Annotated in this window: 15 protein-coding genes; 3 read left to right on the plus strand and 12 right to left on the minus strand. The window is 43.0% G+C overall.

Translation table 11 applies throughout. The features are described from left to right. Positions 1-160: 160 nt before the first annotated feature. The 8 genes from CVV54_06055 to queD all read right to left on the minus strand — a co-directional run bounded on the left by CVV54_06055 (position 161) and on the right by queD (position 7,621). On the minus strand, positions 161-2,260 hold the full coding sequence (locus CVV54_06055) for an ATP-dependent DNA helicase RecG (GenBank protein PKL04437.1): 2,100 nt from the start codon (positions 2,258-2,260) through the stop codon (positions 161-163). After that, the gene (locus CVV54_06060) at positions 2,235-2,867 is read right to left on the minus strand and encodes a cell division protein DivIVA (protein ID PKL04438.1); all 633 of its coding nucleotides are present in this window, start codon (positions 2,865-2,867) and stop codon (positions 2,235-2,237) included. The genes CVV54_06055 and CVV54_06060 overlap by 26 nt, the downstream gene beginning before the upstream one ends. 117 nt (positions 2,868-2,984) lie before the next feature. After that, the gene (locus CVV54_06065) at positions 2,985-3,692 is read right to left on the minus strand and encodes a YggS family pyridoxal phosphate-dependent enzyme (protein ID PKL04439.1); all 708 of its coding nucleotides are present in this window, start codon (positions 3,690-3,692) and stop codon (positions 2,985-2,987) included. Further along, positions 3,686-4,627 carry a hypothetical protein gene (locus tag CVV54_06070; GenBank protein PKL04440.1) on the minus strand — a complete coding sequence of 314 codons (942 nt, stop codon included), beginning with the start codon at positions 4,625-4,627 and terminating at the stop codon, positions 3,686-3,688. Before CVV54_06070 ends, CVV54_06065 begins: the two co-directional genes overlap by 7 nt. A gap of 15 nt (positions 4,628-4,642) precedes the next feature. After that, positions 4,643-5,287 carry a haloacid dehalogenase gene (locus CVV54_06075; protein ID PKL04441.1) on the minus strand — a complete coding sequence of 215 codons (645 nt, stop codon included), beginning with the start codon at positions 5,285-5,287 and terminating at the stop codon, positions 4,643-4,645. Continuing rightward, on the minus strand, positions 5,287-6,483 hold the full coding sequence (locus tag CVV54_06080; GenBank protein PKL04442.1) for a class I SAM-dependent rRNA methyltransferase: 1,197 nt from the start codon (positions 6,481-6,483) through the stop codon (positions 5,287-5,289). The genes CVV54_06075 and CVV54_06080 overlap by 1 nt, the downstream gene beginning before the upstream one ends. Then, positions 6,483-7,256, minus strand: coding sequence for a GTP cyclohydrolase I FolE2 (locus CVV54_06085; GenBank protein PKL04443.1), 774 nt, complete (start codon positions 7,254-7,256; stop codon positions 6,483-6,485). The genes CVV54_06080 and CVV54_06085 overlap by 1 nt, the downstream gene beginning before the upstream one ends. Before the next feature lie 2 nt (positions 7,257-7,258). After that, positions 7,259-7,621 carry a 6-carboxytetrahydropterin synthase QueD gene (gene queD, locus CVV54_06090; GenBank protein PKL04444.1) on the minus strand — a complete coding sequence of 121 codons (363 nt, stop codon included), beginning with the start codon at positions 7,619-7,621 and terminating at the stop codon, positions 7,259-7,261. 98 nt (positions 7,622-7,719) lie between these two features. On the opposite strand from queD, the gene CVV54_06095 reads away from it, so the two are divergent. From CVV54_06095 to CVV54_06105, 3 genes are all read left to right on the plus strand, one after another. Beyond that, complete coding sequence (locus tag CVV54_06095; GenBank protein PKL04445.1) at positions 7,720-8,619, plus strand: dihydrodipicolinate synthase family protein; 900 nt, start codon at positions 7,720-7,722, stop codon at positions 8,617-8,619. Positions 8,620-8,648: 29 nt separating this feature from the next. Next, positions 8,649-9,212, plus strand: coding sequence for a flavodoxin family protein (locus CVV54_06100; GenBank protein ID PKL04446.1), 564 nt, complete (start codon positions 8,649-8,651; stop codon positions 9,210-9,212). 393 nt (positions 9,213-9,605) lie between these two features. Beyond that, positions 9,606-10,493, plus strand: coding sequence for a glycosyl transferase (locus CVV54_06105; protein ID PKL04447.1), 888 nt, complete (start codon positions 9,606-9,608; stop codon positions 10,491-10,493). A gap of 42 nt (positions 10,494-10,535) precedes the next feature. Here the strand turns inward: CVV54_06105 and CVV54_06110 are convergent, their stop codons facing one another. The 4 genes from CVV54_06110 to dnaB form a co-directional block, all read right to left on the minus strand. Next, positions 10,536-11,819 carry a hypothetical protein gene (locus tag CVV54_06110; protein PKL04448.1) on the minus strand — a complete coding sequence of 428 codons (1,284 nt, stop codon included), beginning with the start codon at positions 11,817-11,819 and terminating at the stop codon, positions 10,536-10,538. Between the two features lie 346 nt (positions 11,820-12,165). Beyond that, positions 12,166-13,179, minus strand: a complete 1,014-nt coding sequence (locus CVV54_06115; protein PKL04449.1) for a glycosyltransferase — start codon at positions 13,177-13,179, stop codon at positions 12,166-12,168. Positions 13,180-13,211: 32 nt separating this feature from the next. Further along, the gene (locus tag CVV54_06120; protein PKL04450.1) at positions 13,212-15,080 is read right to left on the minus strand and encodes a polymerase; all 1,869 of its coding nucleotides are present in this window, start codon (positions 15,078-15,080) and stop codon (positions 13,212-13,214) included. A gap of 88 nt (positions 15,081-15,168) precedes the next feature. Beyond that, positions 15,169-16,524: a replicative DNA helicase gene (gene dnaB / locus CVV54_06125; protein ID PKL04451.1), complete on the minus strand. Its 1,356-nt coding sequence runs from the start codon at positions 16,522-16,524 to the stop codon at positions 15,169-15,171. Position 16,525 lies beyond the last annotated feature (1 nt).

A 16,525-nucleotide genomic window follows, 5' to 3' on the forward strand; every position in this document is an offset into this window, starting at 1 on the left:
CTCAGTTTCAATTGTCATGGTTCGGTTGGTCACATACATTTAAACCTTGATCATTCTATTTACAATTTGACTATATTGCATACTGCTTCATGTTTCACGCCGATGGGATGTATTGTACAGAATAAAACCTAACTTCACAAGTGGTAGTTATATGTATATATTATGCCTTAAATGATGCATCAATGCCATTCATCCGGAAAATTTCAAGTTTTTTAGCAAATCCGGGATCATTTAAAAGGGCCGGGGCATCAGAGATCAGCCATTCTGCATCTTCCTTCGCATATTTAAGTAATTCACTATCCCTTAAAACATCCGCAATTTTGAATCCGGCAGCTCCATGCTGTTTCAAACCGGTTATCTTTCCCGGACCCCTCAAAAGGAAATCAGCCTCGGCAATTTTAAAACCGTCATCTGTCTTCAGCATTATCTTAAGCCTTTCAGCAACTTCGTCCCCGATCATATTTATAAGCAGCAGACAAACTCCACGTCTGCTTCCCCTGCCCACTCTCCCTCTAAGCTGATGGAGTTGGGAAAGGCCATACATATCAGGAGATTCTATTACTACCACCGAGGCTTCAGGGACATCCACGCCTACTTCAAGGACTGTCGTTCCGACTAGTACCTTTGTAGTTCCATCCCTAAACTTTTCAAGCTCGGTATTTTTTACATTACCTGCCATTTTACCGTGGATAAAACCTATCCCGAGTGGTCCCAAATGTTTTTTCAGGAAAGCGTACCTTTTTTCAACTGAAACCAGTTCGTTTTCTGCGTCGTCTTCCACTCTTGGGCAGATCCAGTATGTTCTGCCCCCCGCAGCAGATTCATTTATGATAAATTGCATCAGATCCCTGATTTTTGTGAAATCGATCAGTCTGGTTTCAGTCTTTTTTCTTCCTACCGGTCTTTCTCGGATCAGCGAAATATCCATATCACCAAACAGACATACAGATACAGTTCTGGGTATAGGGGTCGCTGACATCATCAGAAGATGAGAGGTTTTTCCTCTGCTGAGCATTTCTCCTCTTTGCATTACCCCAAAGCGCTGCTGTTCATCTATGATCACCGTTCCCAAATTTAAGAACTCAACACCATCCTGTATCATCGCGTGAGTCCCTACGACTACTTTAGTCCGGCCATCCCTTATCGATCCGATCAATGGGATCCTTTCTGACCTGGCTTGCCCTCCTTTAAGCAGTGCGCACGATATTCCGGAAGGAGAAAGAAATTTTTGAGTCTGTGAGTAAAGCTGTTCTGCAAGTACCTCTGTCGGCGCCATGATCGCCGTCTGTATTCCGGCATCAGCGCCCGCAGCAGCAAGGCCAAGCGCTATGACAGTCTTTCCTGAACCTACATCTCCCTGTAATAGCCGCGACATAGGATGACCATTTTTCGTATCTTTAAATATCTGGGCAAAAACATTTTTTTGAGAAGCAGTAAGTTCAAAGGGCAGAGAGTCCATGAAACTTAAGTAGTAATATCCGTCCGGCGTTATTTTTGCTGCCTCATGAGATCTCTTAAGTCTTTCTTTTCTCAAAACCAGAACTGTCTGGAGAAAAAGAAATTCCTCATAGGCGAGTCTCTTGCGGGAATCTTTCCATCGTTCTTCTGAATCAGGTCTGTGCATACCCCAGAGGGCCTCACTAATGCTTTGCAAACTCCTTTTTTCCATGATCCCTTGGGGAAGATATTCCGGAACAAGAGGAAGATGATCTTCCAATACTTTGCACATAAACTTTCTGAACCACCTGACAGGCAAACCCGCTGTTGAAGGATATACAGGCACTATTCCTGAAAAACTTTCGACATCTGATTTATTTTTTACTACTTCAAAATCGGGATTTGAAAATTCTATCTTGCCGTCACAAAAAGAAGGGAGTCCGAAAATCGCTATGGACATCCCTTGTTTTAAAATATTATTAAGGCCTTTTCTGTTGAACCATACTATAGAGACAGTTCCGGTCCCGTCTTCTGCTTCGCACAGACAAATGTGAGTGCCCGTCCTGAAACTTCTTTTACAGTTGACGCTCGTTATCCTTGCGGCCACTACAGAGCTTAGGCCTTCCTTCAACGCAGAAATTTTACATATTTCTCTTCTGTCCTCATACCTTCGTGGGAAAAACCATAAAGCATCATTTACTGTAAAAATGCCCAGGTTTCCCAAAAGCCCGCCTCTTCCAGGACCGATCCCTTTAATATTTATTACCGGTTCATAGATATCTGCGGTCACGGATAATTCAGTTATGTCCCTCTCTGCCCGGATCCTTCTCCATTATTTCCTTTGGATCAACTCCAAGCATTGCATAAGCAGCTTCCAGATCTCCCTTGTCAACAGAAGTTGCTGTTTCCCTTTCCATTGGATCATCCGTTACTGGGATCTCTTCAAGTATCGAATTTACCGCTGCAGTTAGTGTGGAAGAGTTAATGCTCTGGTTGAGCATGTTGTCAAACTTTGCAAGCAGGCCCCTAAACTCCTGTTCGTATAAATTTCTTACATTTCTGATCTGGGATACTCCATCGCGCAGGCGCTCTGCCTCTTGCGCAGCATCCTTGCATATTATGTCAGCTTTTTCTTTTGCCTCAAAAATTATTTTTGACGCCTGCTCCTGCGCGCTTTTGACTTTTTCATCAGCACTTTTTTGTGCCATAAGGAGCGCTTCATGAAGTATATCCTTCATTTTTTCATATTCCGCAAGGCTATCCTCTTTTACAGTCAGGTCACGCTCCAGATCCTTTGTCCTTTGTGCATATGTCTGAAGTGTCTCCGCCACATTGTCAAGGAATTCATCTACCTCAGCTGAATCGTAGCCTCTCATGCTTTTTTTGAAAGATTGATTGACCACATCAAGAGATGTTAAAAGCTCAACCATAAAAACCCACCGTCCTTTTCGCTTTTACATAAAAAAGCACTAATTCTGTTCATTCATTATATATATTTAATAATAATTATACATTTATCTAAGGTATAAATTGGTAATTAAATAATTTTAACTCTGTAATTTTGGTCTTGAACCGAATATCCCTGTCCCAATCCTGACTATCGTACTTCCTTCTTCGATCGCAATTTCATAATCGCTGCTCATTCCCATTGATAGGTCATAAAGGGAAAGCCCTGAAAACAACCTTAAGTTATCTCTTAAGAGGCGGAGCCCTTCAAAAGCTTTTCTTATTTCTCCACTATCATCCGTGTTGGGTCCTATCGTCATCAATCCTTCTACAGATAAACGTGGGCAATAACGCATCACTCTTTCAAGAAGGCTAGCAGCTTCCTGAGGAACTGCTCCGCTTTTTGTCAGCTCACCGGACATGTTTATCTCAATATAAATTGGAAAACCATGATCATCAGTTTCAGCCAGTATCCTGTCCAGCATACGTGCAAGATCAAGTGAATCGACAGTTTCTATCAGATCAAAGACTTCAAGCGCTTTTCTTGCCTTATTCCTCTGGAGGTGACCAATAAGGTGCCATGGCGTCTTATCTTCTGAGGGCCATTTAAGCCTTTTGTCAGCTGCCTCCTGGACTCTGTTTTCTCCAAACATGTCAAGTTTAGCTGCAGCAGACAACATGTATTCTATAGGTTGGGTTTTTGAGACCCCCATCAGCTTTATCTCCGCCGGATCAAGACCGCTCCGCTTTGCTGCGGATCTTATCTTTTCACGGATGTCAACTATGTTCTGATCTATGAAATCTACCAAAGCTGTATCCTCCCCTCACGAGCAGTAGAGGCGTCTTCTACTACGGCATCTCCCACAGAGACCCCTTCAGTAATGATAAACATATTGTTGTCTACTCTTTTGCCCTTAACAGGAACAAAAACAACTCTGGAACCTCTTACCATGTATACTCCTGATCTTCCATCAAGTTCTATGATCGAGGTTTGCGGTACCAGTGCGCCCTCTGTCCTTCCTGCTTCTATTGTCAACGTATATTTTCTTGAAAGGACAGATTCGGGCTGGAACCAGGGCAGCGTAAGATATAATTTTATTTTATTGTCTGCCTTCGTGCTTACCCTTATGTCTGCTGCGGAAACTGTGTCTACCCCGTCCATTTTTACTCGCAGTTTTTTATTCTTTATTTGTTCCGCCATATTCCCTAATATCCTTGAGTAGCCAATAAACCTCAGCTCCTGCGGCTGCTCGATAAGCTTTCCAACCGGCTGGCCTTTTCCTACAAGCAAACCATTTTTTAAACGATTTAATGCCCCCGGCTCAGGCAAAGTCTGAAATCCAGGCCAGATCTCTGAGTAACGCCAGGTCTGTTCCTTCCCGTCAAGTGCCGCGACGAAATACCCCTGCTGATATGCCTTGACATCAGAGGCCCTGTTTCCTGAGGTGATCTTCGCAACGACAGAACCTCTTGAAACACGTACCGGCCCGGTACCCTGAGGATATGTTACTATACCCCCAGCAGAAGCCGGAAGGGGAACTTCTTTCCATAGCAAAACTCCGCGGATCTTCACCAGTTCTACATCTATCCCAGGTATAGCCCATGTTATCTCCGGGTGGAGATACTCGTACCTGTCAAAATAGAGTTTAAAAGCCCAGATCCATATGACAATTATTAAAAATACCATGAGCCAGTACATTGGTTTGAATCTTCTTGGTTCATCGGGCTCAAAACGTCTTACCATCGATTATACCTTCTGTCACTCAGCAAAAAGCAGTGGGATCTCTCCGAGGTCGTCCTTGACCTCCCATGCTCCGGCTTCACTCAAAGCTCTCTTGTCGAAATTGCCCGTAGTCATTCCTATTCCCCTGCAGCCGGCAGCCACTGTCGTCATCATGTCTATGTCCGTATCTCCCGCATAAAGTCCTTCTGACGGCGCTACTCCCAGAATTTCAAAACCCTTGAGGAGGGAGTCAGGTTCTGGTTTAGCCCGTTCAACATCTTCCAGGCCGACAACCACATCAAGCATTGGAGTGAGTCCCATAAACTCAACGGGTCTTTTTGCAAAACGGCGGTTCGATACTACTCCGACCTTGATCCCCATCATCCGCAGCCGTTCAAGAGTGCTGAGTGTGTTTGGGAAAAACTTCAGCCTCGCCTGTTCTTCTTCCCTGTAGTTTGCCCTGTAGAAATCCACCCATTCCTGGCGAAAATCTCCCCAAAACATCCGCCAGCTGTCCTCTATCGTCAGCCCTATCGCCGAAAGGACTTTTTCTCTTGAAATCTGATCAAACCCAAGATGACCTGCGAGTAAATTGGTACAGTGGTGTATTGCATAGCTGCTGTCGACAAGCGTCATGTCAAAATCGAACAGTACAGCTTTGATTTTTTTTGTGCATACCATTAAGACTGGACCCCCATAACAAAACCTTTGAGATAATCTGTTTCAGGTACTGCGGAAAGAGCCGGATGATCAAAAGGCTGATGTATCTCCAGCGCAATGCGGCATGAGATCCCTGCATCTATGGAGGCTTCGTTGAGCACAGAGAGAAGCATTTCTCTTGTAAAAGCATGGCTGCAGGAAAGGAAAACAAGATGCCCTCCATCTTTGATCCGGTTAAGTCCTCTGATGGCAAGTTCCTTGTATCCGCGACGTGCTGAATCCACCTGTCCTTTGGCTGGTGAGAAGGGAGGCGGGTCCATTATTACTATGTCGAATCTCTCCCTGTCGCTGTCCATCTTCCTCATGATGTCGAATGCATTCCCGCATATCCACTCCATCTTTTTGGGAAGACCATTTATCTCCAGGTTTTTCCGTGCAATCTCTATTGCAGATTGTGACTGTTCTACAGCCACGATCTCAGAAGCTCCTGCGGCAAGGGCATGAAGCCCGAAATGCCCCTGATAGCTGAAACAGTCCAGCACTCTGGCTCCTTTGAAAAGAGGTGCTATCATATCGGGAATACTTTTAACATCCAGATATGCCCCAGTTTTTTGTCCGTTTTGAATGTCTACGAGTTCATAAATGGAACCCATTTTTATCTTGAGCGGTTCCTTAGGTATCTCTCCAAGGAGAGCCCTTATCTCTTTGGGTATACCCTCTTTTTCGAGATGTTTGGTCTCGTTGCGAAGCACTATCGCAGATAGTTTGCGAACCTTCCTGAAAACATCCGCAACCTTGTCGATGTGCTTGTACCATCCTGCAGCTGATATCTGAAGAGATAAAACATCACCGTAGAGATCAGCGACTATCCCCGGCAGGCCATCAGCTTCCCCATGTACCCACCTGAAAGCTTCTTCTCCCTGATACCATGTCTTGCGCCAGTTTAGCGCTGATGTCAGTCTTTCCCTCAAAAGCCCCATCTGATCAGGCTCTTTGGCTCCGTAAGTCAGGACACGTATTGAAAGAGCGCTTTCGCTCCAAAGGCCCCATCCTTTGATCGAACCAGCCCTGTCAGTAAAAGCGATCAGATCTCCCTGTGCGCATTGCGGGATCTGCCTGAGATTGCCCCTGAATATCCATGGGTGCTTCATCCTGACCCTCTCAAGACCCGATTCGTCAAGGACAGCCCTTCTTGCAAGTCTTTTTTCTGAAGGCACTAATTTTTGCTCCTCTCTACACTGGCGAAAGCATCATGATTATGTATGCTTTCGTGGCTTGTCACAGAAACGCTGTACCATGTTATCCTGTGATCTTTTTCCATCGCAATTGATAGTTCACGGACCGAATCCTCCACAAAACGGGGATTGGCATATGCTTTTTCTGTTACTGCTTTCTCGTCCTCGCGTTTAAGTATACTGTAGACCGGAGCAGAGGCGCAGAGATCAGCCGCCTCGGCAAGTTCTTCGATCCAAACAAAAGTCTTCATCCTTACTGAGATCTTTGCATGTGCTCTTTGGTTGTGCGCTCCTCTGTCCGATATCTCTTTTGAGCAGGGACACAATGTCTGAATAGGAGCTGTAAGTTCAGTTATGAGATCAAACTTGCTGCCCTTAAGTTCCGCGAAGAAACGGACATCATATCTCATTCGTCCTGGAGCACCGCTTACAGGAGCTTTTTTTGTAATAAAATAGGGAAATTCAAAATCAGCATGGGCTTCATCCGCGTCAAGCCTCTTCTGGAGCATCTTAAGAAGATTCTCCATGTTGTGAAATGTGACCTGATTTTCCTGTTCTCCCAGCACTTCAATAAAACGGCTCATATGCGTTCCCCTATAGTCACGAGGCAGAAAAACAGAAAGGCTGACATTTGCGACAGTATCCTGGATACCATTTGAACGGTCAAGGACCTGTATCGGCCAGGACAGACCTCTTATGCCAACTTTGTCTATCGCAATATTCCTTTTGTCATGCTCACTCTGAACATCACGCACCTCTAGACATCCTCCCTGCGGCAAATAACAGATGAGCTTTCTGTCTCCCAGACTTTGACCTCGTATAGCTCACAGTTATCGCGTTTTAGCGGCTTGTCCAGTATTTTAAATATCCACATAGCAATATACTCTGCTGTCGGCTGAGGCAGTATGTCATTGATATAAGCATGATCCAGCTTTGATAAGACAAGCTCTGTGACATGCTTTTTGAGCTCCACAAAATCAAATACCATACCTTCATCGTCAGGCTGCCCTTTTAACATGACCGCAAGCCTGTATGTATGGCCGTGGAGGTTCTCACATTTTCCGTGATAGTTTACAAGATTATGGGCTGCGTCAAATTTGAATTCCCTGCAAAGAAACATCTGAGATACACCTCACAAATAATCAGAAACCTTCTGATAGATTGTACCACTGCTTCAATAGATGATATACTCTACCAAACAAAAAGGGGGCAACGCAAGTGAAAATAACAGGCATTTTCGCACCCGTCCCGACGCCCTTCGCGTCGGACGGATCGCTTGACATAGAAGCGTGGAAGATCAACTTAAGGATATGGAAAGAGTCAGCTCTGGACGGCATCGTAATATGCGGATCGAACGGGGAAATGCCTTTTGTGACACAGGAGGAACGTGTTGTATTAACTGAGATTGCCGCGGAAGAAGCTGAAGGCAAGCTCATGCTTATGGCTGGAGCACACTTCCCATCGACTCGTGAAACTATTTCGTGCGCAAAGGTTCTCGCATCTGCCGGCGCCGGATCACTTCTGCTGCTTCCCCCGCACTACTTCAAAGGGAATCAGACAGCAATATTAAATTATTTTATTGAAGTCGCCGATAATTCCCCGGTTCCGATATTCATTTATAACATGCCGGCAAATACCGGGGTCGACATAGAGACAGAAACGATAATATCAGCTTCGCGACATTCAAATATCAAGGGGATAAAAGACACTTCAGGAAACATGACCAAGCTGGGGTACCTTGCCGCAGCCGCTCCTGAAGATTTTTCGGTTTTCGGAGGCACAGGCAACTGGTTCCTTGCAGCCCTTTCAATGGGTGCCTGCGGAGGCACGATGGCTGCATCTATCCTATATCCCAACACATGCAGAAAAATATACACCTCCTTCCATGAAAACAACTTGAAAGAGGCAATGGAGCTGCAGGCTAAGCTCCTGCCGGTAAGTGATGCGCTGACTCGCAGATTCGGCGTACCTGGACTTAAGGCAGCGCTTGACAGCAAGGGCATGAAAGGCGGCCCCTGCAGATCGCCGCTGCTCCCTGTATCTGAAGAAGTAAAAAAAGAGATCATTAAGATACTGGATAATTCCGGTCTGGATAAATATGAGACATGGAGAGGTTAATTTTTAATATTTTATAAGGAGGTCCGGAAATGGAAGATAAAAAAGTTCTCACCCTGCTTCTGGGAAGTCCCAGAATCGGAGGCAACACAGAAAAGTTAGCTGACGCCCTGGCGGAGGGAGCCGCTGAAAAAGGTTATGAAGTCAAAAAAGTCCATCTTGCGGCTTTAACACTCAAAGGATGTCTCGATTGCAGAAAGTGCTGGAGCACAGGCAAGCCCTGCATACAAAACGACGACATGGATCAGGTCTACCCTGATATAGAGGCGGCCTCTGTTATAGCATTTGTTTCCCCTCTATATTTTTATTCCTGGACCTCACAGATCAAGCCAGTGTGGGACAGGCTCCTGCCCTACTACATGCCCGGAGCGCTACGCACAACTCCGTCCAAAAAAGCGATACTACTGGCAGCAGCCGGTGATACGGAAGAGCGTGTATTCGACGGAATGCGTGCTTCGTTCAAGCTCGCGACTAATTTTCTGGGATGGGAAGTGTTAGGGGAAATCTGCGCACCTGACATTTACTCAAGGGGAGATATCGAAGCCAAGGGAGTTAAATGGATTGAGGAAGCAAAAGAACTAGGTGCTTCACTATAGAAAAATTAATATTCAACATCCGGATATTTAAATTTTAGTGACAAGAACTCAAAGGATGATCGCTCAGTAAAATTAGATGGTCATCCTTTTTTTAACAGTTAAACTTGATATTTTAACAATATCTGAATAAATATTATTTAAGTTATAGGGGTTAAGGAAAATTAGATAGTTTTTACTTACACCTCAGACAAATAATTAAAAAATCTTTAATAATTGAGCAGGTAATCGATATTGACGTTTTTAATAAACGGGCAACAATTATGCAAACATAAAACTATGCTAGTCAAACAATAAAACACCACGGTACTAATTCAATTATATAAAAGCAATATCTGCCTCATTGATACAGGTTATTAAACACTGGAACTGCAATATATTCGAGGTGGTTTTTAAATGAGTAGACACGCATATTTGATAACAGCACATCACCAGTTCGAGATACTGGAAAAGTTGCTCATTTTGCTTGATGACCCAAGGAATGATATCTACATCCACATAGATGACAAAGTAAAAGACTTTGATTCTGATCGTTTTGCAGGCATCCTAAAATGTTCTTCTGTTTTTTTTGTACCCCGCATCCCTGTTTTTTGGGGAGGTTACAGTCAAATAGAGGCGACTCTCATACTCTTGAAGGAATCAACTAAGAAAGGCTATGCTTACTATCATTTTATTTCAGGAGTTGATCTTCCTTTAAAAACACAAGACCATATACATAACTTTTTTGACAAGCACCAAGGCACTGAATTTGTAGGTTTTGAAGCCCCAATTATGGCACAGAGATTTTACTCCAGATTTCAGATCTACCATCTGCACCAAGACAGTATAGGGAGAAAAAAAAGTCTTCTTTACTATTGGGAGGAGATCCTGGTATTCATACAGAAAAGGTTTCGTTTACACAGGATCAAACCTGAAGAAATCATTTTTCAGAAAGGCTGCAACTGGTTCAGCATTACAGATAATCTTGCCAAACACATATTAAGTAAAGAAAATTTTATCAAAAGCACTTTTGCAAACTCAAGATGCTGTGATGAACTGTTCATACATACATTGATCATGAATTCGGATTTCAAAGAAAAGATCTACCAGAATAAATACGATAATGATGAGGGAAGTTCTGCGTGCTTGAGGTATGTAAATTTTAAATATAAAGACAACGTCTTCAGAACTGCTGATTACGATGACCTAATATCTTCAGAGCTTTTCTTTGCAAGAAAATTCGATATAAACGTAGACAGAGATATTATTGAAAAAGTTTTTTTGTATGTATCCGCAACTAAGTAATTGTGATGCTTCAATTATTTACTCAAGTCTTTGAATAAAGGGCTAAGCTCGTTTATCACTTATATGAGAGGATTGAGACCTTCCTGGAATTACGAGAAGTAATCCCCAAACAGCCCAAAAAATAACGCTGACATCTCTTCTCCCCTCGAAAACATCTCCATTTGTTCCGTATATTGCCATAGATACCAGTAGAATAAAACCAATAAGATTCCAAGGTATTTCGTCGGAAATAACTTCATACCTTAGTCTGGACCACGATTTTTTTATTGACAGCACTAAAGCGACCATAAAAAACAATAACGCCGGAAAGCCGCCGGAATATAAAATTGAAAGATACATGTTATGAGGATGAGAAACATCGTGTTCCAAGCTTTGACTAATTGCACCTTCCATGTTGATTCGTTCCTTTTCAAAAACTGTCCTAAAAGTAGTCCAGCCACTTCCTGTGACCGGGTGAATTTTTGTCATGAATAAAGATACATTCCAAATATCTTTTCTGCTATTAGTGAATGCATTAATATCATTGAAAGACATTATCTGTTCAATTTCTCTTTTAAATGAAGCAATGGGACCGTTATCAAAAACAGAAACAATAGTAAATAAAAGAAAAAACAAACCTATAATCAATATTACGACAGATCTGATCGTCGTTTTTTTCGATGCTGTCGCATAAAATGCGAAAATTACCATCTGAACTGCAGCGGTGATCCAACCTCCTGAAGAGAATGAAAAAATGATAAGCAAAATACTTGTCAGACTTAAAAAATATTGTAAAATAATTTTTTTTTCAAAAAACCAGAATGCATAACAAAAGAAAAAAGGCATCAACAATAGTGAATAACTGGCTACTGAATTGCCGTTATCAAGAGAGGCGTTCCAACCAAGCATAAAAAAGTCTGGTCTGAACATAACGTCAAAACAAAATACAAGGTTAACTGCCACAACCGCAAGTCCAAAAACTTTTCTCTTGTCTGAAGTATTTATCAGTCGCATAGCCAGATAAAGACCCGTTAAAAATTCAAGAGGTATAGAGGCGCCTTTACCCCATGTATAAAAGCTGTCGACATAGGGGATATGCGCGAACATTGACCACAACAAAAAGAAAAATAGGAAATAAATTATCTGTCTGCTATCCCGCTCCAGCTTAACTGCAAGAGGAGCATTGTATCTTATCCTGCCGTATACAATGCTTAGCAAAGCCAAAAACCATCCAATATAGTGAGCAACAGGGCCAAATGCTGTCATTGCAACTCCCAATGTATATATCCAGAAAGCAAAAGTTTCGTATGTCAAAAGTGACAATCGTTGTCTAAGCCCATATATCATAAAAGTCTGTCCTACTTTCCATTCGATACTACGATTTTCACAGATTATATCTACAACATTATTTTACATATCAATAATTAAAATATGCCAAAAACTTTAATAATAGCAATATTTATATGCAAGAATGTTACAATTTGTTCCTGTCGTTAAACAATACATAAATTTATGTCTAGTGATAATAAATAAACATGTAAAAATTACTATATTTACATAAAACAATATTTTGTATATATATAACTAAATTAAAAGCTACACATTAAATATTAACATTAAGTAATATTTTATATTATCATAATAACACAAAAATTAAAGTTGCTTCTTTATTTATCTCTATCCTAGATAATGATTATTTGCTTGTTAAGTTGGAATATATACTCTCGTTCATATCCACCATTCGATTTAATGTGAGAATACTGGAAACTGGAATTTTCGCAGTAGCTTTTCCTGTGACAATAAAATCCATGATGGCATCACGCCATCCAGATATATCTCCTGCTGATATTAGCCCCTCAGTTGATCCGGTCATTTCAGAAACTGACGATATATTCGATGCAATGACCGGTATCCCTATTTGTACTGCAAGTACCAAAGTGAGCGGCATTCCCTCTGTATGCGAAGGAAATAAAAGACATGATGAATTTGCCATAAAATTATCCACTTGATCAGAATATCCTCTGAAAATAACTTTATCAGAGATTTCAAGTTTTTGGGTAAGCGATTCCAGATCTTGTCTTTCAGGGCCGTCTCCAAGAACGTCAAGCGTCCAATTGTCATCCCTTAATTTTCCCAATGCTTCAATGACTGTATCCAGTCCCTTTATCTTTGTAAGGCGTCCGACAAATATAAAGCGGTTTTTACTTCTGTAAGTGCTATCCCATCTGACCGTAGGCTCAGGAAGCGCAACAGGAATGACAGTAAAATTTACTGGCAGATAACTTTTTATGTGATCCTGGACTGTTTCGCTTACTGATATCACAAACCCGGCATGTTTCAGTGGTATCAAACCATAATTCAGGCTGTAGCAGGCATGGGCTGTGTAGATCCACGGGATCTTTGTTTTGGAAGAAGCCCGCCATGCTATCCATGCCGGGACTCTTGAATGAGCATGTATCAATTCCCATCCTTCCTGCCTGATCCATGATGATATTTCCCCCGAACAGCGCCATGCAGTAATAGGATTCTTTTTATGAACAGGAAGATCACGATGCAGGACTTTGCCTGAGAGTTGGTTCTGCATCTGCCCTCCGTTAGATATGACCATAACTTCATGACCTCTCTCTGTCAGCTCGTTAGAGAGATCGATGACATGGCGCTCAACTCCGCCGATATCCAATTCAGGCAATATCTGGATTATCCTCATTCATGTTCCACCTGTCCGTTTTTTGATTCTGGCTATTTGCTTTCAGAGAGACCGCCCGAACTATTCTTGCTCCCGGCAGGAGGAAGATATGGAACCAATACATTAAGCAGTTCCTGGTTCCGGATCTGCCTTGCCAGATTTAGAAGCTCCATCAGCTGTTTGGCCTGCGGACTTATGGTAAAGGATCTATACAGCTGGTTGATGGCATTTGCCCAGTCCTGGGGATCCTTGGTCACCTTTGCTACTGCCATCAGGTGATTGGCATACTGCTCCTCTGCTTCGTCTCTTGTCATTGCTTTAGCTTTTGCTTTTTCTATGTAACCAGCCTGCAATTCAGCCTGATCAGTATCTGCTGCATACCTTAGGTATTTATCTCCTGCCAGCCCGTTCCCAAGAAATACAAGTCCAAATACTGATATCGTACAAATAAAGACACCCAATATTCTGTATATTGATGTATGCCTTACCTCTGACCAAGAATAGCTCTGTGGAAGCAATTCCCTGTTTGCTATTGCAAAAGCCAAGGAAAGCCATACTACGTTCTCTATCCGGTGGAAAGGCCTGCTGAATATTGCGTCGAACAGTATGAGAAAAAGCATCGCACATGACCATGAAGCTTCGATAGAGAGCATTTTTTTCTGAGATAGGAATTTTATGAACCTCCATATCCACCAGGCTGCAGCAGACAAAAGGAGTATGATCCCAAATATTCCAAACTCGGCAAACCACTGTAGGTACTCATTATGAGCCCAGTATGTGAACTGCCATTCCATTTCAGGGTCTTTCTGGAAGGCAAGCTTCTGCCCTTCAAGGTAATGCCACTTATAATGGCCTATGCCCACACCTTTTACCGGGTGTTCCATAAATATTGCCCAGCTTGTTTTCCAAATTCCTCGCCTTTTGCCAAAAGTCCTGGTGTTCATTACCATATCCATAGTTTTGTTCAAAAGGGCATAAGCCCGGCCAAATCCAAAATAACTCATTCCAATGTTAAGTGCAAGCATCAGCAGGACTATCGCAACACCCTGTCCTACCCTTTTCAGCATTTGTTTTCTGTCGTTCCGCATAAATATGATCGAGATTATGACAGTGCCTGTGATAAGGGATAAGAAGCCTGCCCTTGTGGTCGAATTCCACATTCCCCATGAATTAAGGGCAAGGAGGCTAATATTGATGTATCTGAGTATGGATGACCGACTTGTTTTACCTGAGATATCCTTTGAAAAGACTTCATAATATGCGGCATTAAGATATATGCCGTTCATTACAGCCATTGCCATCCACAGCCCGAACATTTCCTGCTGGCCTGTGTTTCCGATGTAGTTGCCCGGGACGTTCATTATGAAAGGAAAAGGCCCGTTCATATTTCTGATAAGTAATTCTGCAAAGATGACATTTATACCTGCGTTAATGTTCGCAATCCAAAGGATAGTTCTGTGGGCTTTAGCATCTTTAAAGAGGTTGAAGGAGAAAAGATAAATTGCTGTCAGAGTAGCGAAGAAAAACCATTCCTTCATGTATGTGGACCATGAAGTGATGTCGACCCACATTGTCTGGATCGAAATATATCCGAGCATTATCAGCCATAAAAAACCGAAGAGGTCTATTTTGAAATCTGTACGTTCATTCCCGTATAGGGCAAGGGACATCCCTCCGATAACTGAGATTATCGCAACGGGGACCATTGCAAAGGTCCATTTCATAATGTGAAGTGTGTCAAACCAGCTGATGCCGGAAAAGATCAAGTTAGGCGATCCGAGAGAGATAAATATCAAAAAATAAAAAATGATCGGGTGGACAGCATTCTTATGCTCCGAAGACTCAATTTGATCTCTTTTGATCGTACCTCCCAAAAGGTTTTCAGAGGGCAATTTAGTCGCAGCTAAAAACTTTGATTTCATTTGCAGATCCCCTTCGATTTAATGAATCTTCAACGGTTGCCTATGACAGGGAAAAATAGACATAAACTGAAATAATGTCCGAACCGGATCAATAATGACCGCTAAGTTTGTTTTCAAACCTCGCATATTCTTTGAAAAATATCAGGTCTACTTTACCGGTGGGGCCGTTTCTGTTCTTTGCTACTATGACTTCAGAGGTGGGGTCGACTGTCTCACCCTCCTGGGCATAGTATGCTTCCCTGTAAAGGAATATGACCATGTCAGCATCCTGTTCTATAGCTCCGCTGTCTCGAAGGTCTGAAAGCTGTGGTTTTTTGCTTCCCCCGCGTTTTTCAACATCCCTTGAAAGCTGGGAAAGCGCCAGCACTGGCACTTTAAATTCCCTCGCTATACCCTTGAGTGCCCTGGATATCTCAGACACTTCCTGCTGTCTGTTCTCGATCTTTCTGGCAACGTTCATAAGCTGGAGATAATCAAGTACCACCAACCCTTTGCCCGACTTATGCTTCGCAAAAAACCTCCTGCATCTGCCTCTTAGGTCAAGTGTGTTAAGTGTTGAGCTATCGTCGATATAAATGGGGCTTTTCGATAGATTTCCTGCAGCCTTCGAAAGTTCCTGCCACTGTTCGTTCTGGACTTTCCGTGATTCAAACATCTGTCTGAGGTTGACCCTGGATTCAGCGGAAAGCATCCTCTGGGCTATCTGTTCCGCGGACATTTCAAGACTGAACATCAGAACCGGGATGTCTTCCTGAAGGGCAGCGTGCTGCGCTACATTAAGCGCAAAAGCTGTTTTACCCATAGAGGGCCTTGCAGCAAGTATGTAAAGGCTGCCTGGCTGCATTCCTCCGGAAAGTTTGTCAAAATCTGTAAAGCCGGACGGCACTCCGGTGATATCCAGTCCTCCGGCCAGTCGTTTCTCAATTTCCCCGATAGCTGAAGTTACAACTTCTCTGGCTCCCTTTAGTCTTGAAGATCTTCCTGACCTGGCGATTTCAAATACCTTTTGTTCGGCAGTCTCCAAAGCCTCGTCAATTCCGATCTCCTCCGAAAAACCCATCCGTGATATGTCGGTCCCAACCGTTATGAGTCCTCTATGTACAGATTTATCCCTTACGATCCCTACGTGGTACTCAATATTGGCTGTTGTAGTCACCGCGTCCATAAGCTCTGCTACAAAGGGAAGTCCTCCCATACGGTCTTCCACACCGCGTTTTTTTATCTCTTCTCTGAAAGTCAGGGAGTCTACTGCATTGTCCTGCTCCGCCATGGAAGCGATTATCTCAAATGCAGTCCTGTGCCTTGGATCATAGAAATCCTCGGCTCGCAGACCTTCAATTACTATAAGCAGGGAATCCCTGTCAAGGAGACATGAACCGAGCACAGAGCGCTCGGCTTCAAGATTGAAGGGAGGTATCCTGTCGAATTCCCTGCTGGTGCTCAAT

It is taken from the genome of Synergistetes bacterium HGW-Synergistetes-1 (assembly GCA_002839185.1).
Lineage (GTDB): Bacteria > Synergistota > Synergistia > Synergistales > Synergistaceae > Caenicola.